The sequence below is a fragment of the Rhodanobacter sp. FW106-HT46G03 genome, assembly GCF_058789895.1.
In genome coordinates, this window is sequence record NZ_JBYTCC010000001.1 from 21,378 (window position 1) to 40,050 (window position 18,673).

General features: G+C 69.1%; 22 protein-coding genes. 11 read left to right on the top strand and 11 right to left on the bottom strand.

Features of this window, described 5'->3' with window-relative positions; translation table 11 throughout:
* Positions 1–52 precede the first annotated feature (52 nt).
* The 6 genes from AC3WP6_RS00095 to lptM all read right to left on the bottom strand — a co-directional run bounded on the left by AC3WP6_RS00095 (position 53) and on the right by lptM (position 3,793).
* Complete coding sequence (locus AC3WP6_RS00095) at positions 53–463, bottom strand: DUF2231 domain-containing protein (RefSeq protein ID WP_492625767.1); 411 nt, start codon at positions 461–463, stop codon at positions 53–55.
* A 4-nt stretch (positions 464–467) separates the two neighbouring features.
* Entirely contained in the window at positions 468–791 is a 324-nt protein-coding gene (locus tag AC3WP6_RS00100; protein ID WP_492625768.1) for a hypothetical protein, read from the bottom strand.
* A gap of 331 nt (positions 792–1,122) precedes the next feature.
* On the bottom strand, positions 1,123–2,031 hold the full coding sequence (gene xerC / locus AC3WP6_RS00105; RefSeq protein ID WP_492625769.1) for a tyrosine recombinase XerC: 909 nt from the start codon (positions 2,029–2,031) through the stop codon (positions 1,123–1,125).
* Complete coding sequence (locus AC3WP6_RS00110; RefSeq protein ID WP_492625770.1) at positions 2,012–2,713, bottom strand: DUF484 family protein; 702 nt, start codon at positions 2,711–2,713, stop codon at positions 2,012–2,014. The genes xerC and AC3WP6_RS00110 overlap by 20 nt, the downstream gene beginning before the upstream one ends.
* A 64-nt stretch (positions 2,714–2,777) precedes the next feature.
* Positions 2,778–3,593: a diaminopimelate epimerase gene (gene dapF / locus AC3WP6_RS00115; RefSeq protein ID WP_492628610.1), complete on the bottom strand. Its 816-nt coding sequence runs from the start codon at positions 3,591–3,593 to the stop codon at positions 2,778–2,780.
* A 26-nt stretch (positions 3,594–3,619) separates the two neighbouring features.
* Positions 3,620–3,793, bottom strand: coding sequence for an LPS translocon maturation chaperone LptM (gene lptM, locus AC3WP6_RS00120; RefSeq protein ID WP_492625771.1), 174 nt, complete (start codon positions 3,791–3,793; stop codon positions 3,620–3,622).
* A 101-nt stretch (positions 3,794–3,894) separates the two neighbouring features.
* On the opposite strand from lptM, the gene AC3WP6_RS00125 reads away from it, so the two are divergent.
* Positions 3,895–4,578 (top strand): hypothetical protein, encoded by a 684-nt coding sequence (locus tag AC3WP6_RS00125; RefSeq protein ID WP_492625772.1) that lies wholly within the window; start codon positions 3,895–3,897, stop codon positions 4,576–4,578.
* On the opposite strand, the gene AC3WP6_RS00130 is transcribed toward AC3WP6_RS00125, so the two are convergent.
* Positions 4,556–5,035, bottom strand: coding sequence for a GNAT family N-acetyltransferase (locus AC3WP6_RS00130; protein WP_492625773.1), 480 nt, complete (start codon positions 5,033–5,035; stop codon positions 4,556–4,558). The genes AC3WP6_RS00125 and AC3WP6_RS00130 overlap by 23 nt on opposite strands.
* A 214-nt stretch (positions 5,036–5,249) precedes the next feature.
* On the opposite strand from AC3WP6_RS00130, the gene AC3WP6_RS00135 reads away from it, so the two are divergent.
* Complete coding sequence (locus AC3WP6_RS00135; RefSeq protein ID WP_492625774.1) at positions 5,250–6,734, top strand: RimK family ATP-grasp domain-containing protein; 1,485 nt, start codon at positions 5,250–5,252, stop codon at positions 6,732–6,734.
* Positions 6,735–6,750: 16 nt separating this feature from the next.
* Here AC3WP6_RS00135 and AC3WP6_RS00140 read toward each other — a convergent pair whose 3' ends face one another.
* Complete coding sequence (locus AC3WP6_RS00140; RefSeq protein ID WP_492625775.1) at positions 6,751–6,999, bottom strand: hypothetical protein; 249 nt, start codon at positions 6,997–6,999, stop codon at positions 6,751–6,753.
* A gap of 123 nt (positions 7,000–7,122) precedes the next feature.
* Between AC3WP6_RS00140 and aroE the strand changes: the two genes are divergently transcribed.
* On the top strand, positions 7,123–7,953 hold the full coding sequence (gene aroE / locus AC3WP6_RS00145) for a shikimate dehydrogenase (RefSeq protein WP_492625776.1): 831 nt from the start codon (positions 7,123–7,125) through the stop codon (positions 7,951–7,953).
* 197 nt (positions 7,954–8,150) lie between these two features.
* Complete coding sequence (locus AC3WP6_RS00150) at positions 8,151–8,699, top strand: hypothetical protein (protein WP_492625777.1); 549 nt, start codon at positions 8,151–8,153, stop codon at positions 8,697–8,699.
* A 102-nt stretch (positions 8,700–8,801) separates the two neighbouring features.
* On the opposite strand, the gene AC3WP6_RS00155 is transcribed toward AC3WP6_RS00150, so the two are convergent.
* Positions 8,802–9,332 carry a gamma carbonic anhydrase family protein gene (locus AC3WP6_RS00155; protein WP_492625778.1) on the bottom strand — a complete coding sequence of 177 codons (531 nt, stop codon included), beginning with the start codon at positions 9,330–9,332 and terminating at the stop codon, positions 8,802–8,804.
* Between the two features lie 17 nt (positions 9,333–9,349).
* On the bottom strand, positions 9,350–11,071 hold the full coding sequence (locus AC3WP6_RS00160; RefSeq protein ID WP_492625779.1) for a patatin-like phospholipase family protein: 1,722 nt from the start codon (positions 11,069–11,071) through the stop codon (positions 9,350–9,352).
* Between the two features lie 98 nt (positions 11,072–11,169).
* Between AC3WP6_RS00160 and AC3WP6_RS00165 the strand changes: the two genes are divergently transcribed.
* The gene (locus AC3WP6_RS00165; protein ID WP_492625780.1) at positions 11,170–13,230 is read left to right on the top strand and encodes a M3 family metallopeptidase; all 2,061 of its coding nucleotides are present in this window, start codon (positions 11,170–11,172) and stop codon (positions 13,228–13,230) included.
* 76 nt (positions 13,231–13,306) lie between these two features.
* Here AC3WP6_RS00165 and AC3WP6_RS00170 read toward each other — a convergent pair whose 3' ends face one another.
* Positions 13,307–13,516 carry a cold-shock protein gene (locus AC3WP6_RS00170; RefSeq protein WP_492625781.1) on the bottom strand — a complete coding sequence of 70 codons (210 nt, stop codon included), beginning with the start codon at positions 13,514–13,516 and terminating at the stop codon, positions 13,307–13,309.
* A 192-nt stretch (positions 13,517–13,708) separates the two neighbouring features.
* On the opposite strand from AC3WP6_RS00170, the gene xth reads away from it, so the two are divergent.
* From xth to AC3WP6_RS00200, 6 genes are all read left to right on the top strand, one after another.
* Complete coding sequence (gene xth / locus AC3WP6_RS00175; RefSeq protein ID WP_492625782.1) at positions 13,709–14,488, top strand: exodeoxyribonuclease III; 780 nt, start codon at positions 13,709–13,711, stop codon at positions 14,486–14,488.
* Positions 14,485–15,162: a YecA/YgfB family protein gene (locus AC3WP6_RS00180; RefSeq protein WP_492625783.1), complete on the top strand. Its 678-nt coding sequence runs from the start codon at positions 14,485–14,487 to the stop codon at positions 15,160–15,162. Before xth ends, AC3WP6_RS00180 begins: the two co-directional genes overlap by 4 nt.
* A 332-nt stretch (positions 15,163–15,494) precedes the next feature.
* Positions 15,495–16,328, top strand: a complete 834-nt coding sequence (locus tag AC3WP6_RS00185) for a pirin family protein (RefSeq protein WP_492625784.1) — start codon at positions 15,495–15,497, stop codon at positions 16,326–16,328.
* Between the two features lie 268 nt (positions 16,329–16,596).
* Positions 16,597–17,055: an SPFH domain-containing protein gene (locus AC3WP6_RS00190; protein ID WP_492625785.1), complete on the top strand. Its 459-nt coding sequence runs from the start codon at positions 16,597–16,599 to the stop codon at positions 17,053–17,055.
* A gap of 98 nt (positions 17,056–17,153) precedes the next feature.
* A complete protein-coding gene (rsmG, locus tag AC3WP6_RS00195) occupies positions 17,154–17,801 on the top strand; it encodes a 16S rRNA (guanine(527)-N(7))-methyltransferase RsmG (protein ID WP_492625786.1) in 648 nt (215 codons plus the stop codon).
* Positions 17,802–17,835: 34 nt separating this feature from the next.
* On the top strand, positions 17,836–18,672 hold the full coding sequence (locus tag AC3WP6_RS00200; RefSeq protein ID WP_492625787.1) for a ParA family protein: 837 nt from the start codon (positions 17,836–17,838) through the stop codon (positions 18,670–18,672).
* The last annotated feature ends 1 nt before the right edge of the window (position 18,673 follow it).

The window sequence follows — 18,673 nt, forward strand, 5'->3', positions numbered from 1 at the left end:
TTCAGGTTCACTTGCTGAGTACGACAAAGTGAACCCGACCCCGTTCCCAACCCTACCCGCGCCCGATGCCGTGGCCGTAAACCAGTTTGCCGCCCATCCAGCCGCCGCCGGCCAGCGCCAGGAAGCCGCAGGCGTCGAGCGCCAGCGCGAGGGTGTCCGGGGCGAGCGGCGTGAAGTGGTCCACCCGCAATAGCAGTCGGGCGGCAAACAGGGTCAGGGCGGCGAGCATCAGGCCCATGTGCAGATAGGCGTCGCGCAGTGCTGGGCCCTCCGGGACGCGCGGCAGTTCCAGCATGCCGGCCAGCATCGCCACCACGGCCATGGCGCAGCCGACGGCGAGGAGGCCGGCCGACCACGACCATGCTGCCTCGCCGAAGTGCAGGCTGGCGAAGTCGGCCACCACGGCCAGCAACCAGCAGGCCACCGGGAAATGCACGAGGGCGGGGTGCAGGGGATGGCGCATGGCGTCAGACCGCTGCGCTGAGCAAGGTCAGGAAGCCGATCACGGCGATGCTGGCATGCACGATCACCACGGCCTTCGGCGGCAGCTTCTTGCGCAGGTGGAACGAGGCCAGGAAGAAACCGCCCAAGGCGGCCAGCAGCAGCAAAACAAAGCCCGCCAGCACCCGTTGCGGGGTCGAACCCTGCACCAGCAACACGATCAGCAGGATCAGGCCGATCGCACCCAGCAGCGCGTGCAGCATGGACACGGCCCAGGGAGCGAACTTTCCGCGCAGGACGTGGGTGGCAAGGAAGAGGCCGCCGAGGGCGGCAACGGCAAAGATCAGCAACGCGTAGATGAGCATGGGAATTTACCTCGTGGGTGAAAAAGGGTTTGCCTTGCGGCGAGAGAAAGCGGAGCGCGCCACGGCGCGGAGTCAGTCATGGGGTTGCATGGCGCCCTCCCCGGATGGGTACCAGGCGTGACCCGGCAGCCACCCGGTTCGCGCGCCGCAGCGCCCGCAACACGCCCGCGCGCGTAGCGCCCGAGCGGCGGCCGCCGCGCATCGACGTCGTTTCCGGCTTCACCATGACAGCCCCCCGACTGGTCGCCGCGCGTCAGCCCGCGGCGTATCCGTTGGTCATTGGATGCAGGGAACGGCGTGCGCGTTCCCGGTTTTCCTATTGCTTGCCCTTGGCCCGCGGGTGGGCCGCGTCATACACCTTGGCCAGATGCTGGAAATCCAGATGCGTGTAAATCTGCGTGGTGGAGATATCCGCGTGCCCCAAGAGCTCCTGCACGGCGCGCAGGTCGCCGGAGGATTCGAGCAGGTGGCTGGCGAAGGTGTGGCGCAGCAGGTGGGGGTGCACGTGTTTGGCGAAGCCGTGCAGCAGCGCGAGTTTGTTGAGGCGCGCCTGCACGGTGCGCGGGCTGATCGCGGCGCCGTGGCGGCCGCGGAAGACGGGGGCTTCAGTGGCGTTGCCTTCGGCCTTCGCCAGCGCGTGCAGCGCGGCGACGGCGTAGCGGCCGACGGGCACGATGCGGGTTTTGCGGCCTTTGCCGAGCACGCGCACTTCGCCGCCGGCCAAATCCAGGTCACCCCAGCGCAGGCCGGTGAGTTCGGACAGGCGCAGGCCGGAGGAATAGAAGAGTTCGAGCATGGCGCGGTCGCGCACGCCGAGGGCACCGTCGCCGCCGCTGTCCATGAGGCTCGCGGCTTCGTCCACGTCCAGCACCACCGGCAATTTGCGGTGCACCTTGGGCCCGCGCACGCCGGCGAGCGGGTCGTGGCGCAGGGTGCCTTCGCGTTGCAGCGCGTGGAACAGGCTGCGGCAGGCGGAGAGCAGGCGTTGCAGGCTTTTGGGCGCCAGTCCGCCGCGGTGCTCGGCGGCCACGAACTGGCGCATGCGGTTGGGTTCGAGCGCGGTGAAGTCGGGGATGGCTTCGGCGTCCATCCATGCCAGCAGCTTGGCCAGGTCGCGACGGTAGGCGGCGAGCGTGTTGGGCGAGGCCTGGCGCTCGTTGGCGAGGTGGTCGAGCCAGGTGGCGACTTGCTGCGCGGGCAGCGAATCAGGCGAGGTCGCGGGCACGGGCGAGCGCGGCGGTGACGGTGGCCGCGATCATCTTCAGGAACAGTGTGCCCATGCCGGGGCGGAAGCGGTCCTCGTCGTGGCTGCCGATGGCCAGCAGGCCCAGGTCGCCGAGCGGCAGCACGGCGGCGGAGTGGATGGTGGGCGCATCCTCGCCAAACAGGCTGGCGAGTTTCTCCGGCGCCAGGCGGCCGGAAACCGGCTCTGGCCGGCCCAGGAGGTCGGCCAGCTCGGGTACTTCGGAGGCGCCGCCGCCTACCTGGCGCAGCCAGTCGGAGCGCGGCAGCTCGGAGTTGTGGCCGAACAGCAGCAGGCGCACGCGCTCGCTGTGGAAATCGGCGCTGAGGCTGGCCATCACCGTGCGCGTCACCACTTCCAGCGTGTTGGCACGCAGCAGGGCGACGGTGAGCGCATGCACGCGCTCCATCAGCTTTTCGTTGTCGGCGGCAATCGCCACCAGTTCGGCCAGCTGGCGTTCGAGCTCGGTGTTTTTCTCGCGCAGCTGCTGCACGCGGTAGCTGCCGAACGAGGCCACGCCAGCCTGCGCGCGCGGCGAGGTGAGGTGCGCGGCCAGCTCGGGGTTGTCGACGAGGAAATCCGGGTGGGCGCGCAGCCAGTCGCTGACCATGGCGGCATCCACCGGCGTTGCCGCGCCAGCGGCATCGGACAAGGGAACATTCATGCGCGTTTTTCTCCGGCCACGGCCTCGGGTGCCTGGCCGAGTGTGCGATGGTCGGGCGCGCGGATCAATCCGCCAGCCATTGCCCTTCGAAGGCGAAGGCGGCCGGGCCGGTCATCCACAACGGCGCGCCGGGGCCGGCCCAGGCGATGTCCAGCGGGCCGCCGGGCAGGTCGACACGCACGTGTTCGTCCACTTCGTCGCGCTGGCGCAGCACAGCCACCGCGGCACAGGCGCCGGTGCCGCAGGCCAGGGTCCAGCCGGCGCCGCGCTCGTGCACGCGCAGGCCGATGTGGCTGCGGTCGTGGGGTTCGACAAAGCCGGTGTTGGCCCCGGCCGCGAACCGCGGGTGCCGGGTGATCGCCGGGCCGAGCTGCTCGATCGCGCCGGGCGGCAGGCTGGCCGCCATCACCACGGCGTGCGGGTTGCCCATCGACACCGCGCCGATATCCACCCGCGCGCCGCCCACGTCGAGCACGTAGCGGTCGGCCTGGCTGGCCGCGGCAAACGGGATGCGCGCCGGCTCGAACACCGGTTCGCCCATGTCCACGGTGACGCGGTCGGCGGCGAGCAGGCGCACGGTGACCGGGCCGGAGGGGCTTTCCAGCCGCACGTCTTCGCCCCGCGCCAGCGCGCCCGCGCGGTGCAGCCAGGCGGCGACGCAGCGCACGCCGTTGCCGCACTGGCCGGAGCGCGAGCCATCCGGGTTCCAGATGCCGTAGTAGTAGGCGCAGGAGGGATCGCGCGGCGGCTCGATGCTCAGGAGCTGGTCGAAGCCGACGCCGGTGCGGCGGTGGGCGAGGGCGCGGATCGCGTCTTCATTCAGCGTGAACGGCGTGTGGCGGCAATCGAGCACGACAAAGTCGTTGCCCAACCCGTGCATCTTGCTGAAGGTCAGCACGGCTGCGCTCACGGTTGCGGTGTCGGTGCACTGGTCGCCGGTGCCGGAGTGGAGGCGGCGGGGGCGGGCGTCGTGGCGGCGGCCGCCGGCGTTTTCGTCGGCATCACCAGCGGCCCCTTGTTGCCGCAACCGGCGAGGGCAAAGGCAAGGGCGACGAGGCAGAGCGGCGACAGACGGCGCATGGGGTGACCTGTACGGGACACGAAACGTCACGCAGTATACCGAGCGCCTGCCCGCGGCCCGCGGCTTATCATGCGCACGCCTTGTTGCGGGAAACCTCGGGATGAATGCGATCGAGCTGCTGCGCCAGCCGGCCACGCTGCTGCTGGTGCTGGCCGCAGTGCTGCTGTTGCTCGGCCTGGTGCAATTGCTGGCGGTGCGGCGCTGCCTGGATGCCGGCGAACGGCTGCCGGCCGCGGCCCGCGCCGTGGCGTGTCTCGTCGGGTTCGCCCTGGCGGTAGGGCTGGGAGCCAGCGGCTTTGCGCTGCGCGGCTATCGCCTGCTCGATGCCGACACCAGCGTGGTCGAGGTGGATGCGCACATCCTGTCGCCGCAGCACTGGCGGCTGGTGTTCGCCTGGCCGGATGGCAGCAGCCGGCGCGCGGAGGTGGTGGGCGACGACTGGCGCGCGCAGGCGGTGGTGCTGGCGGGCGCGCCGGGCTCGTGGCTGGCACGGCTGCCGGCGGTGTACCGGCTCGACCGCATCGACGCCCGCAGCGACGGTGCGCCGGCGCCGCAACCGCAGACCCTGGTGGTGCCGGATGCGGCCGGCAGCTTCGATCTGGCGACGCTGCGGGTGCAGTTTCCGTCCGCCTTGGGCGCCGTGGCCGCGGTGCACGCGGCGGGCGGTTTCGTGCCGCTGGTCGACGGCGGGCACTACAGCCTGCGGCTGACGCGGGGTGGCGGTCTGGCCGCGCAGCCGGACGACGCCACCGCGCAGCGCATCAACTCGCCACTGGGCCGCTGACCAGCCGCTCGTAGCGCCAGGCGTCCGCGCCATCCTCGTAATAGCCGGAGCGCCGGCCGATGCGGTGGAACCCGAGCCGCTCGTAGAGCCGGATCGCGCCGGGATTGTCCACCCGCACTTCCAGCCGCAGTGCGTTGCAGCGCTGGCGCCGCGCGAGGCGGTCGGCGGCGGCCAGCAGCGCACTGCCCACGCCTTGCCCGCGTGCCTCCGGGATGGTGGCCAGCGAATACAACCGTGCCACCCGGCTGTGCTTGCGAAAAAACAGCACCGCGGTACCGAGAAACCGGTGCGGCCCGGCGCTCGCCACCAGCACTTTCGCGCTGTCGCTGTCCAGGTGCCGGCGGTACTGCGTGCGGCTCAGGCGGTCGCTGTCGAACGTGCGCTCTTCGAGCGCCACGAGATCGTCCAGGTCAAACAACTCGGCGCGACGCACGCGCACGGCAGCGGCAGGTGTCATCAATCACGGCCTCAACAGGGGAACCGGCGGCCGCGTGGCACGACCGGGGCGGAATGTAGTGCGCGCGCCGGCACCCCACAACGCCTGCGCGGCGGGGATTTACGCGCCCTTCAGCGCCACCGGTTGTACCGCCGCCATGCTGTGCCACACTGCGGCCTTTCAGCTGTCCGGGGCGGTCCCGGGCGTACCTTTTCGCGCTTGCCTGAGTGATGACATGACCCGTCTGGTCATTGTGGTCGAGAAAGCTTCGGACTGGGGTTCCTACTATCCATCGGCCGATGTGGTCACCGCGATGGACTACCTGCGCGAGCCGGTCGGCCGCGACGACGAACGCACCCACGTCATCAACCTGTGCCGCAGCTACAAATACCTCGGCGCGGGCTATTACGTGTCGCTGCTGGCCGAAGCACGCGGGCACAAGGTGCTGCCGTCGGTGCGCACCATCAACGACCTGCGCCGGCGCTCGCTGTACGGCGTGGACATCGACGACCTCAACGCCAAGCTCACCCACTTTCTGCCGGCTGGCGGCCGCGACACCACCGACTTCGGCAGCCTGGTGTATTTCGGCGAAACCGCCTATCCGGCGCTGCAGGATCTCGCCCGGCAGGTGTTCGAGTCCTTTCCGTGCCCGCTCTTGCGCATCGAGTTCGAGCGCGACCGCGTATGGCAGGTGAGCTCGATCAGGCCGGTGGGCCTGCACACGCTGGACGACGGCCAGGAAGACGCGTTTGCCGCGGCGCTCGACAGCTTCTCGAAAAAGCTGTGGCGCAAGCCGCGCACGCGCAAGCTCTACCGCTATGACATCGCGATGCTGGTGAACCCGACCGAAGACCTGCCGCCCTCCAACAAGAAGGCGCTCAAGCAGTTCATCGCTGCCGGCAAGGAGCTGGCGATCGAGGTCGATTCCATCGGCAAGGACGATTACCAGCGGCTGGCCGAATACGACGGCTTGTTCATCCGCGAAACCACCGCCAGCAACGATCACACCTACCGGTTTGCCCACCGCGCCGAGCGCGAGGGCATGGCGGTGATCGACGACCCCACCTCGATCCTGCGCTGTACCAACAAGATTTTCCTCAACGACCTGATGACCTCGCGCAAGCTCGCGGTGCCGCACACCGAGATCCTGTACCGCGACGACGCCAAGGGCATGAAGGAGGTCGCCGAGCGGCTTGGCTACCCGCTGGTGCTGAAGATTCCCGACGGCTCGTTTTCGCGCGGCGTGGTCAAGGTCGAGGACGAAGCCGGGCTGGGCAAGGCCAGCGACAGCCTGTTCCAGCACAGCGCACTGCTGCTCGCGCAGGAGTACCTCTACACCGAATTCGACTGGCGCATCGGCGTGCTCAACCGCGAACCCTTGTTCGCCTGCAAATACTTCATGTCGCGCGGCCACTGGCAGATCTACAACCACAACGCCAAGGGCGGCGCGAAATCCGGCGGCTTCGAGACCATCCCGGTGCGCAAGGCCCCGGCCGAGGTGGTCAAGCTTGCGCTGAAAGCCACCAACGCCGTGGGCGACGGCCTGTACGGCGTGGACCTGAAACACGTCAACGGCAAGGCCGTGGTGATCGAGGTGAACGACAATCCCTCGATCGACGCTGGCATCGAGGACGCCTACCTGGGCGACGAGCTTTACCTGCGCGTGATGCGCGAATTCCTGCGCCGGATGGAACGCAAGCGCCAGGGCATGGCACGCTGAGCCAGCGCCGCGCGCGTCAGCGCCAGCGCGGCGCGCGCCGCTGCGGCCGCCATGCGAGCGCCAGTTCGCGCGGCAGCTGGGGTTCCACGATCAACAGCAGCGCCAGCGGGGTCGCCACCAGCCACACCAGCGGCGCCCAGCCCAGGAGTGCCGTGTGCGCCGGCACCAGGGTGCTGGCGAGCAGTGCCGTCCCGGCGCCCAGCCAGAGCAGGGCGGTGGCGAGCAGGCGTTGGCGGCGGCGGGAATCAAGCGGTGGGTGGCGCATGGCGGCTCTCCAAGGATCGAGCCGCCAGCGTGCCGTGGCGAGGTCTCAGCGCCTGCGACGGCATGCGCGCGGAAGTCACGCCGGCGCGGCAATACTATGACCATCCCGCTTGTGGAGGCGCGCATGACCCAGCCCTTGCAATACGCCGTATTCGGTCACCCGATCGCGCATTCACTGTCGCCGAAGATCCAGCAGATGTTCGCCCAGCAATGTTCGATCGAGCTGGCGTATCGCGCGATCGACGTGGCGCCAGAGGCGTTTGCCGCCACCGTCCGCGAATTCTTCGCTCGGGGCGGCGCGGGTGCCAACGTCACCCTGCCGCACAAGGCGGCGGCGTTTGCGCTGGCGGCGGAGGCCAGCGCGTCGGCGCGCCGCGTCGGCACCGCCAACGTGCTCACGCGGCGGGCCGACGGTACCCTCGCGGCGCACAACGTCGACGGCGATGGGCTGGTGCGCGATCTCGCCGAGCGCCACCGCACCGACCTGCGCGACCGCGACGTGCTGCTGCTTGGCGCTGGCGGCGCGGCGCGCGGCGTGGCGTGGGCACTGCTGGATGCCGGTGCGCAGACGCTGACCATCGTCAACCGCACCGCCGCCACCGCGGATGCGCTGGTGGACGCCATCGGCGAGCCGGCGCGCGTGCATGCGCGCTATTGGCAGGACCTCGCCAGCCTCGGCAGCTACGACCTCATCATCAACGCCACCTCCGCCGGCGTGCTCGGCGCCGACCTGCAACTGCCGCCCTCGCTGGTGGGTAGCCGTGCGCTGTGCTACGACCTCACCTACGGCCCGGCCGCCGTCGCGTTCCTCAGCTGGGCCAGGGCCGCCGGCGCCCGCTATGCCTTCGACGGCCTCGGCATGCTGGTGGAAACCGCCGCCGACTCCTTCGCCCTGTGGCATGGCCAGCGCCCGGATACCGAGCCGGTGTATCAGGCACTGCGCGCGGGCGGCTGATCGGGTACGCGGCGCTGGGGTCGCCGGCGCGGATGTCTGGACGTCCAGGCGTGACCGAATATTGCATGCTGCCGACGGTTTTCGCGATTGACACCTGCCGGTCACCGGGCTGACATGCGCCGGCCCTAGCTTGCGCCCGCGGTCACGCTCCGTCCGCCGGACGGAACGTCGCCGCGGTCCGGCAGGGCGCGAAACGCATGCAAGCATTGGTTCCATCGGCATGGCGCCGCCGCGCCTGGTTGGGCGGCTCGTTGGTGCTGGTTTTGGTGATGCTGGGCGGCTGGTGGCAGTGGCGCGTCCGCGCCGCGCCGGTGACGGCGGAACCCGACGGGGTGCGCATCCTGCTCGACCTTGCCGCCAGCTCGCTGCGCGCGGGCCACCGCGTGGCGCCGGTGGGCAGCAACGCGTTCGAGTTCTATTTCAGCGTGCTGCAGGTCGACCCGCACAACCGCACCGCGTTGGCGCAGTTGCGTGCGGCGTTCCACCCGGCGCGCGAAGACGTCGAGCGCACGATCGCGGCCGGCGATCTCGACGAGGCGCAGCGCGAGCTGCAGTTGCTGCGGGCCTACGATGCCGGCAACTACCGCTACGACCCCACGCACTTCGAGCTGCACGCGGACGACTACCAACTCGCCCTGCTCGGCGGCTACCTCGATGCGCAACGCACCTTGCTCGGCCGGAGACACGCGGACGAGGCGCGCGAGATCAGTGCCCGCCTGGCGGCTGAGGAAGCCGCCGCGCACTAATCGGCGTGGCTGGGCGCAACGCCATGGCCGCTCGAACGGGCAGAACCGCGCGACCGGGACCGGCCATCCAGACGGCCATCCGGGATCGGCGCCGCCGCGGCCTCAACCGGCGAGGTAATCGTTCTTGAGATCCACGTAGTGCTCGGCCGAGTAGCGCAGTTTCGCCACCTCGGCGGCGCCCAGCGTGCGGATGCGGCGCGCGGGGTTGCCGACCCACAGTTCGTGGTCGCCCACCACTTTGCCGGGAGGCACGAGCGCACCGGCGCCGATCAGGGCAAACGCGCCGATCACGGCGCCGTCCAGGATGGTGGCGTGCATGCCGATCAGGCAGTAGTCGCCCACGGTGCAGGCGTGCACCACGGCAGCGTGGCCGACGGTGACGCCTTCGCCGATGACGCACGGGAAGCCGGGGCCATACTCGCCGGCGTGGGCGACGTGCAGCACGGCGCCATCCTGGATGTTGGTCCTGGCGCCGATGCGGATGGCGTTGACGTCGCCGCGCAGCACCGCCCCCGGCCAGATCGAGACATCGTCGCCGAGTTCCACGTCGCCGATCACGGCGGCCAGCGGGTCGAGATAGACGCGCGCGCCGAGTTTCGGCGCCACGCCCTTGTAGCTGCGCAGGTTGCTCATGGTGCGAGTCTAACCGCTCACTTCTTTTCGGCCGCGAGCACGCGCACCGTTTCGCGGTAGCCGGCGTCCACCGCGCGTTGCCAGTCTTTCCAGTCGAGCAGGCCGATGGCGTCCAGCGGCGGGGTGATGAGGCGGTGCGCCAGCAGGCGGCAGCGCTCGCTGGTTTCGGTGCTGTTGACCATGCCGGCGCGCGCCAGCGTGGAGAGCAGGCCGGGCCAGCGCGGGCCGTGGCGTTGCTGCAGCCACAGCCGCCACCATGGCGGGGTGGCGACATCCTCGATGCCGGTGCGCAGCGCGATGTCGCCGCGGATGCTGACCGCGGTGATGTGTTCCACGCTGTCGCCGGCCATCACGTCGGTGGGCAGGTTGTCCACCAGCGCGCCATCCACGTACACGTCGCCATGGTGCAGCACCGGCGGCAGGATGCCGGGAATCGCGCTCGACGCGCGCAACCACAGCCACAGCGGGCCGTGGCGATGCACCGCGCGGGCGGCGCCGGAGAGGTTGGTGGACACGCAGAAGAACGGTTTGGCGAGATCCTCGATGTCGCCCTTGCCGAAATACTCGCGCAGCATGCGCGTGGTGCGCGCGCCGCGGGTCAGCGCGACCAGCGGCAGCGTCCAGTCCGCCAGCGGGTGCCCGCGCACGAAGGCGGCAAAGTAGTTTTCCAGCATCGTCGGCGTATCCCAGCCGTGTGCGACGCCGGCGGCCACGATCGCGCCGATGCTGGTGCCGCCCACGGTGTCGAACGTGTGGCCGGCTTCGCGCAACGCCTTGATCGCGCCGATGTGGGCGAGCCCGCGTGCGCCGCCGCCCGCCAGCACCAGGCCGCGGCCATGGCCGGTGACCAAGCGCGCCACGCGCGCGATGTCGTCGGCGTTGCGCACGTGGTGGTGCGCCAGCTCGCCGCTGAACTGGGCGCGCCAGCGGCGCGCGCTGCCGCGCTCGACCTCTCCGTGCCGATGCAGCAACAACAGGTGCCGCGGGCGATGGCGCACGCGCGCCGGATGGCCGGGAGCGGCTTCCGGCCACGGCCGCGGCGGCTCGCTGGCGAGCGCCGGCAACAACAGCACGTCGGCTTGGCGCAGGCACCGTTGGCGCCAGGCCAGGTCGCCGGTGTCGTCCACGTACACCACGAACTGCGCCCTTGCTTCGCGCTCGGCAAACCAGTCGCTGCCGTGGCCACGGCCATGCTCGGCATCGATCACCAGGCAACTGCCCCAGGCTTCCATCGCCGCGCCGAGCTGATGGGCAAGCTCGTGCGCCGGCACGTTCGTATTTACCGGCAACACCGCGAACGTGCGCGGGCGGTTCGACGAAGGCTGGCGTTCGAGGTTTTGCAGCAGGCGCAGCGTGGCGGTGCGCGCCACCGCCAGCATCGTCGTCGGGTGGCGCTCCATCAGTGCCTCGAATGCGGCACTGTCCAGCCGCAGCAGCTCGGAGTCGCGCAGCGCGCGCACCGAAAGGTGATGGTTGCCGCCGGAAAGCAGGCTGATTTCGCCCACGCAGTCGCCGGCCACGAGCTGGTGGATGAGTCGGGTGGGTCCGTCGAACACGCCCAGGCTGCCGCTGCGCAGGAGGTACAGCGCAGCGGCCGGTTCGCCGGCGCGGAACAGGTGCTTGCCGCCGGGCAGGCACAACCAGCGCATGCGTTGCGCCAGCACGTCCAGCTGCGCATCGTCGAGATGCGCAAAGATCGAAGTGCGCCGGATGAGTTCGGGCAAGTCGCTCGGCTGCATGCGGTGGATGCTACGCCGCTGCGGCGTGATGACGCCGTGGCCCGCGCTTGATTTCGCCGGCGGCGGTCGCCACGCTTGCCGGCTACCAAGGAGTTGTCATGACCGATCACAACCCGTTGCTGGAAGACACCGCCCTGCCGGCGTTTTCGCGCATCCGCCCCGAACACGTGCTGCCGGCAATCGACGCCATCATTGCCGACGACCGGGCCGCGATCGCGGCGATCGCCGCGCCTGGCACGCCGCGCGATTTCGCCCACGTGATGCTGGCGCAGGAGCGGCTGGAACAGCGCCTTGCGCGCGCCTGGGCGCCGGTGTCGCATCTGCACTCGGTGGCCGATACCCCGGCGCTGCGCGAAGTGTATGGCCCGGCCGATGAAAAGCTCACCGACTACGCGCTCGAACAGGGCCAGAACCGCGAGCTGTATGCCGCGGTGAAAGCCGTCGCTGAGGCGCCGGACTTTGGCGCGCTGGAGCGTCCGCAGCGCGCGCTGGTGGAGCACGCGCTGCGCGATTTCCGGCTGTCCGGCGTGGCGCTGGAAGAGCCCGCGCGCTCGCGTTTTCGGGAGATCGGCGTCGAACTGTCCAAACTCGCCACCGAGTTTTCCAACGCCGTGCTGGATGCGACCGACGCCTGGCGCGAGCCGATTGCCGACGAGTCGCAACTGGCCGGCATCCCCGAATCCGGCCGCGCCGTGCTGCGCCAGTACGCCAAGGAGCAAGACCTCGACGGCTGGCTGGTCACGTTGAAACAGCCCAGCGTGCAGGCGGTGATGACCTACGCCGACGACCGCGCGCTGCGCGAGCGCGTGTACCGCGCCTACCAGACCCGCGCCTCCGACCAGGGCCCGAACGCCGGGCAGTTCGACAACTCCGCGCGGATCGAGAAGATCGTCGCGCTGCGCCACGAGGCCGCGCAGTTGCTGGGTTTCGCCAATGCCGCCGAGGAATCGCTGGCGACCAAGATGGCCGGTTCGCCGGACGAGGTGCTGGCGTTCCTGCACGATCTCGTCGCGCGCGCCAAGCCGGTCGCCGAGCGCGAGCTGGCCGAGCTGCGCGCGTTCGCCGCGGACGAGCTCGGCATTCCGGACCTGGAAGCCTGGGATACCGCCTACGCCTCCGAAAAACTGCGCCTCAAGCACTACGCGCTGGACGAGGAGCAGCTCAAGCCGTACTTCCCGCTGCCGGCGGTGATCGACGGGCTATGGGCGATCACCCACAAGCTCTACGGCATCACCCTGGCGCTGCGCGAAGGCGTCGACACCTGGCATCCCGACGTGCGCTATTACGACGCGAAGGATGCCGATGGCCGCGTGTTTGCCGGTGTCTACGTCGATCTCTATGCGCGCAACGGCAAGCGCGGCGGCGCGTGGATGGACGTGTGTCGCGCGCGCTTCGACGATGGCGCGGCGAAGCAATTGCCGGTGGCCTGCCTCACCTGCAACTTCGCGCCGCCGACCGAGGACCGCCCGGCGCTCTTGACCCACGACGACGTGCTCACGCTGTTCCACGAGTTCGGCCACACCCTGCATCACCTTCTGACCCGCATTGCACTACCCGCGATCGGCGGCATCGAGGGCGTGGAGTGGGACGCGGTAGAGCTGCCCAGCCAGTTCATGGAAAACTTCGGCTGGAACCGCGAGGCGCTCGACCTGTTTGCGCGCCACTGGCAAACCGGCGCCAAGCTGCCGGAGGAACTCTTTCAGCGCATGCTGGCGGCACGCCACTATCACGCCGGCATGTTCCTCGTGCGCCAGCTTGAATTCGGCCTGTTCGATTTCACCCTGCATCTGGGCTACGACCCGGCGCGCGGCGCGCGGGCGCTGGAGGTGCTGGACGCGGTGCGCAAGGAGGTCGCGGTCATCATTCCGCCGGCGTGGCACCGTTTCCCGCACGCCTTCACCCATGTCTTTGCCGGCGGCTATGCGGCCGGCTATTACAGCTACCTGTGGGCGGAACTGCTTTCCGCCGATGCGTTCAGCGCCTTCGAGGAGGCGGCAAAAACCAGTGGCAGCGTGATCGACGCGCCCACCGGCACGCGTTTCCGTCGCGAGTTCCTGTCGATTGGCGCCAGCCGCCCGGCGCTGGAAAGCTTCATCGCCTTCCGCGGGCGCAAACCCGAGTCGGAGGCGCTGCTCGCGAGCTACGGCCTCACCGGCTGAACGCCGTGGTCCAACGTGGGCAAAAAGAAACCCGCCTCGCGGCGGGTTTCCGATACAACAGTCCGTACAGAAGGGATCAGGCCTTCTGCACTTCCTCAGCCTGCAGGCCCTTCTGGCCCTTGGTCACCACGAAAGTGACGTGGTCACCTTCAGCAAGCGACTTGAAGCCCGTGCCCTGGATGGCGCGGAAATGCACGAACAGGTCTTCACCGCTTTCCGGCGTGATGAAGCCATAGCCCTTGGCATCGTTGAACCACTTGACCGTACCGCTTTGACGTTCCGACATGACACATACCTTTGAAACATGAGTGACTGCGGGTGGCGCGCATGCGCCCGACCGCAACTGGCGCAGGAATCCCGAGTCCTCCCCGGTTCTTGCCGGCGCGAGCATACACGGAAAATACCTGCCGTGGCGTGGTTTTTTGTCGCTGGTTCAGGCACGGGGAGCCAATCGAGCCCCTTCCCGTAGAATATGCGCATGAAAATCGCCTCGTGGAACGTGAATTCGCTGAAGGTGCGCCTGCCGCACCTTTTGCAATGGCTGGGCGAGGCGCAGCCCGACGTTGTTGCGCTGCAGGAGACCAAGCTCGAAGACGCGAAGTTTCCGGTGGCCGAGTTGGCTGCGGCAGGTTATAAGGCGGTGTTTTCCGGGCAGAAAACCTACAACGGCGTGGCGATCCTGGTGCGTGAGGCCTGCGGGGCGCCGGCCAACGTGGTTACCGACATCCCCGGCCTGGACGATCCGCAGCGGCGCATCCTGGCCGCGAATGTCGGCCCACTGCGCGTGGTCGATCTTTACGTGGTCAACGGCAAGGCGGTGGGCGATGAGAAATACGCCTACAAATTGCACTGGCTCGAACGCGTGCGCGATTTTCTCGCGGCGGAAATCGCCGCCAACCCGCGCCTGGTGGTGCTGGGTGACTTCAACATCGCGCCGGACGACCGCGACGTGCACGATCCGGAAGCATGGGGCGAAGCGATCCTGTGTTCGCCGCCGGAACGCCGCGCGCTCAAGGCGATCACCGATCTCGGCCTTGCCGACAGCTTCCGCCTGTTCGAGTCCGCGGGCGCGCACTACAGCTGGTGGGATTACCGCCAGGGCGCGTTTCGCCGCAACATCGGCCTGCGCATCGACCTCATCCTCATCGGCGAGGCGCTCAAGGCGCACGCCATTGGCGCCGCAATCGACCGCGAACCGCGCCGCTGGGAGCGTCCTTCCGACCACACCCCGGTGACGCTGGAGCTGGAGCTGCCATGACCACCAGCCAAGCCGACTGGCCGAGCTCGCTCAGCGACGAGGAGCTCAGTGAACTGGATCACTACCTGCGTGCCCATGCGCACGAGGGCGACGGCCACATGCTGCTCGATGGCGTGCACGGCATGCTGAGCCTGCTGGCCGTCGGCCCGCTCGAAGTGCTGCCCGACGAATGGCTGCCCGAAGTGCTGCATGAGCCGTTTGGCGACGAGGCGGAAGGCAATCGCGTGCTGGCGCTCCTGGCCAAGCTCAACGACTCGATTGGCGCCGAGCTGGATGTGGACGCCTACGAGCCGATCCTGGGCGAAATCGATACCGAGCACGGCCCGCAGCTGACCGCCGCCGGCTGGTGCGAAGGCTTCAGCCGCGGCATCGACCTGCGCGCCAACCTGTGGGAAACCCGGCTGGCGAACGACCCGGCATTGATGGACGCGCTCAGCCCGGTGATGGCCTTGGCGGTCGACGAAGGCGTACTGCACACCGATGCCGAGATCACGCCGTTGAGCGACGACGAATACGAGGACTGCCTTGCGCAGGTGTCCAGCGTGCTCGATGCCGTCGGCCATTACTGGCAGGACAAGCCGGCGACCGCCGACGAGATCGAGGCGATGGTGCAAGCCGACAACCCGCCTTCCACCCCGCCCCCGCGCCATCGCGGCGACCACTGGGTGCACTGATCCGACCGGCGCGCGTGCGCAGTCCGCGCCGCGGCGGGCTTGCGGAAAACCGCGGGCCAAGGATGGCCCGCACGCCAACGGATCGCGGCGCGATCCGCTGGCGGAACCCCGGCTTCACCGGGGCGAGTTCGGGGCGCACAGGATGTGCGCCCCAAACATCCGGCCACCAGCTCTGATGTCGCGCCTGACGCAAAGGCGGCATCCCGCATGCGTCACCGCCGCCAAACCCAAACCCCAACCCCAAAACCGAAACGATCCGTTCCCCTTGCAGCCCTTGGCGCCAACCTCGCAAGCGCGCATCTTGCAGGCATCGTTTCCGTTGGAGCACGACCATGACTGAACGCCGCATTCTTCGCCGCGTGCGCGGCATGCCGACCGCCGATGGCGCCGGCGTCAAGCTCACGCGCCTCATCGGGCAGCCGCTGCTCGACCACGTCGATCCGTTCCTGATGCTGGACGAATTCCGCTCGGACCGCGCCGACGACTACATCGCCGGGTTTCCCGAGCATCCGCACCGCGGCTTCGAGACCGTCACCTACATGCTGGCCGGGCACATGCGCCATGCCGACAACCACGGCAACCACGGTGACCTCGTCGCCGGCAGCGTGCAGTGGATGACCGCCGGGCGCGGCATCCTGCACTCGGAAATGCCGGTGCAGGAAAACGGCCTGATGTGGGGTTTCCAGCTGTGGGTGAACCTGCCCGCCAGGGACAAGATGACCGCGCCGCGCTATCAGGACATCGGCCCGGAGCGCATCCCGGTCGTGCATCCGGCGGCGGGCGTCACCGCGCGGGTGATCGCCGGCACATTTGCCGGTGCCACCGGTCCGGTCGACGGCATCTCCACCGCGCCGATCTATCTCGACCTGGCACTCGAACCCGGCGCGCAGGTCGAGGTGCCGCTGCCGGCCACGCATCGGGCGTTTGCCTACGTGTTCGACGGCGAGGCGGTCGAAGTGGCCGGTGAACCGCTTGCGCGCGGCGAGCTCGCGGTGCTCGGCAACGGCGAGGGCGTGCAGCTTGCCGGCGGCAAGGCCGGCGCGCGCCTGCTGCTGGTTGCCGGCCGACCGCTCAACGAGACCATCACGCGCTACGGGCCGTTCGTGATGAACACGCCGGAGGAGATCCGCACCGCAGTGGCGGACTACCAGGCCGGGCGGTTCTGATCGCACGGTGGTCGGCCGCCCCTTTCGTTTCGCGCGAAAGGGGCGGCCTTTTTTTGTGACGGTGCACACGCTTGGCCGGCGCCTTGCGGCTCAAGCCGGTGGCGTGCGTGTCGATTCCCTGAACAGGGGGCAAAACCGCGAACTACATCGCTTGTCAAGTCCGCTCCGATAGCGTTAAATCTCGGTTAACGACCCACTTCAAGACGCTGTGCCACGAAGTTACGGTCGATTTGTACGAACCTTTCGCAACCTGTTGTTGGTGAACGTTATGGATGCTTGGCTGATCCTCTCGCTCGTGACCGCCGCCGTGCTGCTGGCCAGCGCCGTGCGTCGGGTGCCGGCTGGCCGGGTGTACAGCGTGTACCGGCACGGCAAGCTGGCACGCGTGCTGGAGCAAGGCACGCACCTGATCCAGCCGTGGCGTGACCGGGTGCGGCACAAGATCGATCTTGGCGGACAGATGCTCAAGCTCGACGAGCCGCTCGACGAGCGCCGCGAACTGCGCGGCACGGTGTACTGGCAGGTGCTGGAGCCGGAGCGCGTGGACGCGGTGATCGACGAGGTCGAGCAGCTGATCCGCCGCGGCGCGCAGGCGGCCGTGCGCGAGCAGGCGCCCGCTGCCTTGGCCGATCGCCACGACGCTGGCGCGCACGTCAAGCAAACCTTGAACAGCACGCTGCGTCCGCGCGGCATGATGGTGACCCGGGTCGAGCTCGAAGCGGCCTGAGTGCCACACCCGGGGTCCCCGCGAACCCGCCTCCCGGCGGGTTTTCGTTTTTGCGGGCGTCGCCGGATACTGTCCGGCCCCAGTTCCAGCGTGCCCGCATGACTTCCCGCGCCGATCTCGCCGCCCGCCTCGACCATGGCGTGGCCGCCTTGCCGCTTGCGCTGCCGCCCGGCGCCGCCGAGCGTCTGGTCGATTACGTGGAGCTGTTGGCGCGCTGGAATGCCGCCTACAACCTCACGGCGGTGCGCGACCCGCTGGAGATGGTCACCCGCCACGTGCTCGATTCGCTCGCCATCGCGCCGTTCGTCCATGGCGACACGCTGGCCGATCTCGGTACCGGCCCCGGCCTGCCGGGCATCGTGCTCGCCATCGCGGTGCCCCGGCGCGAGACGCTGCTGGTGGATTCCAACGGCAAAAAGGTGCGCTTTCTGCGCGAGGCGATCCGCAGCCTGCAATTGACCGGCGTGCGCGCGCTGCAGGCGCGGGTCGAGGACGTGCCCGGCCAGTTCGATTGCATCACCGCGCGCGCCTTCGCAAGTCTCGCCGACATGCTGGCCTGGGGCGGGCATCTGCTGGCGCCGGGTGGCACCTGGCTGGCGATGAAGGGCCGGCTGGCGGACGCCGAGCTGGCCGGGGTGCCGCCCGCCTTCACGGTGGCCGCGGTGCAGTCACTGGCCGTGCCGGGGCTGGACGCACAGCGCCAGCTGGTCGTGCTGCGTCGGGCTGGCGCGGGTGCGGCCTGCTAATCTAGGCCTCCTTTCGCGCACTCGAAACGAGCCCATGGCACGCATTCTCGCCGTCGCCAACCAGAAAGGTGGCGTCGGCAAGACCACCACGGCAGTCAATCTCGCAGCAGCCCTGGCCGCCGCGAAGCGCCGCGTGTTGCTGGTCGATCTCGACCCGCAGGGCAACGCCACGATGGCCTCCGGCGTGGACAAGCGCACGGCCAGCCCGAACGGCTGCGCGGTGTTGCTGGAAGAGGCTGGCGTGCTGGACGCGGTGGTCACCACCGAGTCGCACTTCGACCTCCTGCCCGGCAACGGCGACCTCACCGCCGCCGAGCTGAAACTGATGGACGCGCTGGCGCGCGAGCATCGCCTGCATGAGCGCCTGGCGCCGGTCGCCGACCGCTATGACCTGATCCTGGTCGATTGCCCGCCGTCGCTGAACCTGCTGACGCTCAACGCGCTGACCGCCGCCGACGGCGTGCTGATTCCGGTGCAGTGCGAATACTTCGCGCTCGAAGGCCTGTCGAGCCTCTTGGAAACCGTGAAGGCGGTGCGCCAGCGGCTCAACCACCGGCTGGAGATCGAAGGCATCCTGCGCACCATGTACGACGTGCGCAACAACCTCGGCAACGAGGTGTCCGCGCAGCTCACCCAGCATTTCGGCGACAAGGTGCTGCGCTCGATCATTCCACGCAATGTGCGCCTGGCCGAGGCGCCGAGCCACGGCCAGCCGATCCACCTCTACGACCGCAGCTCGCGCGGCGCGATCGCCTACATCGGCCTGGCCGGTGAAATCATTCGCCGCGAACGCGGCATTGCCGCTGCGGTTGCGGCCGGCGATGCGCACGAAGCGCTACACGCGGCGTCCGCGTCGCATCATCAGGACTGAG

Excerpts from the sequence above, each read along its gene's own strand:
- rsmG (WP_492625786.1), top strand. The coding sequence starts at position 17,154 with ATGACTTCCCGCGCCGATCTCGCCGCCCGCCTCGACCATGGCGTGGCC.
- AC3WP6_RS00110 (WP_492625770.1), bottom strand. The coding sequence starts at position 2,713 with ATGAATGTTCCCTTGTCCGATGCCGCTGGCGCGGCAACGCCGGTGGAT.
- AC3WP6_RS00155 (WP_492625778.1), bottom strand. The coding sequence starts at position 9,332 with ATGAGCAACCTGCGCAGCTACAAGGGCGTGGCGCCGAAACTCGGCGCG.
- AC3WP6_RS00125 (WP_492625772.1), top strand. The coding sequence starts at position 3,895 with ATGAATGCGATCGAGCTGCTGCGCCAGCCGGCCACGCTGCTGCTGGTG.
- AC3WP6_RS00180 (WP_492625783.1), top strand. The coding sequence starts at position 14,485 with ATGACCACCAGCCAAGCCGACTGGCCGAGCTCGCTCAGCGACGAGGAG.
- AC3WP6_RS00160 (WP_492625779.1), bottom strand. The coding sequence starts at position 11,071 with ATGCAGCCGAGCGACTTGCCCGAACTCATCCGGCGCACTTCGATCTTT.
- lptM (WP_492625771.1), bottom strand. The coding sequence starts at position 3,793 with ATGCGCCGTCTGTCGCCGCTCTGCCTCGTCGCCCTTGCCTTTGCCCTC.
- AC3WP6_RS00135 (WP_492625774.1), top strand. The coding sequence starts at position 5,250 with ATGACCCGTCTGGTCATTGTGGTCGAGAAAGCTTCGGACTGGGGTTCC.
- AC3WP6_RS00200 (WP_492625787.1), top strand. The coding sequence starts at position 17,836 with ATGGCACGCATTCTCGCCGTCGCCAACCAGAAAGGTGGCGTCGGCAAG.
- AC3WP6_RS00140 (WP_492625775.1), bottom strand. The coding sequence starts at position 6,999 with ATGCGCCACCCACCGCTTGATTCCCGCCGCCGCCAACGCCTGCTCGCC.
- AC3WP6_RS00130 (WP_492625773.1), bottom strand. The coding sequence starts at position 5,035 with ATGACACCTGCCGCTGCCGTGCGCGTGCGTCGCGCCGAGTTGTTTGAC.
- AC3WP6_RS00170 (WP_492625781.1), bottom strand. The coding sequence starts at position 13,516 with ATGTCGGAACGTCAAAGCGGTACGGTCAAGTGGTTCAACGATGCCAAG.
- xth (WP_492625782.1), top strand. The coding sequence starts at position 13,709 with ATGAAAATCGCCTCGTGGAACGTGAATTCGCTGAAGGTGCGCCTGCCG.
- AC3WP6_RS00185 (WP_492625784.1), top strand. The coding sequence starts at position 15,495 with ATGACTGAACGCCGCATTCTTCGCCGCGTGCGCGGCATGCCGACCGCC.
- AC3WP6_RS00190 (WP_492625785.1), top strand. The coding sequence starts at position 16,597 with ATGGATGCTTGGCTGATCCTCTCGCTCGTGACCGCCGCCGTGCTGCTG.
- dapF (WP_492628610.1), bottom strand. The coding sequence starts at position 3,593 with ATGCACGGGTTGGGCAACGACTTTGTCGTGCTCGATTGCCGCCACACG.
- AC3WP6_RS00095 (WP_492625767.1), bottom strand. The coding sequence starts at position 463 with ATGCGCCATCCCCTGCACCCCGCCCTCGTGCATTTCCCGGTGGCCTGC.
- aroE (WP_492625776.1), top strand. The coding sequence starts at position 7,123 with ATGACCCAGCCCTTGCAATACGCCGTATTCGGTCACCCGATCGCGCAT.
- AC3WP6_RS00165 (WP_492625780.1), top strand. The coding sequence starts at position 11,170 with ATGACCGATCACAACCCGTTGCTGGAAGACACCGCCCTGCCGGCGTTT.
- AC3WP6_RS00150 (WP_492625777.1), top strand. The coding sequence starts at position 8,151 with ATGCAAGCATTGGTTCCATCGGCATGGCGCCGCCGCGCCTGGTTGGGC.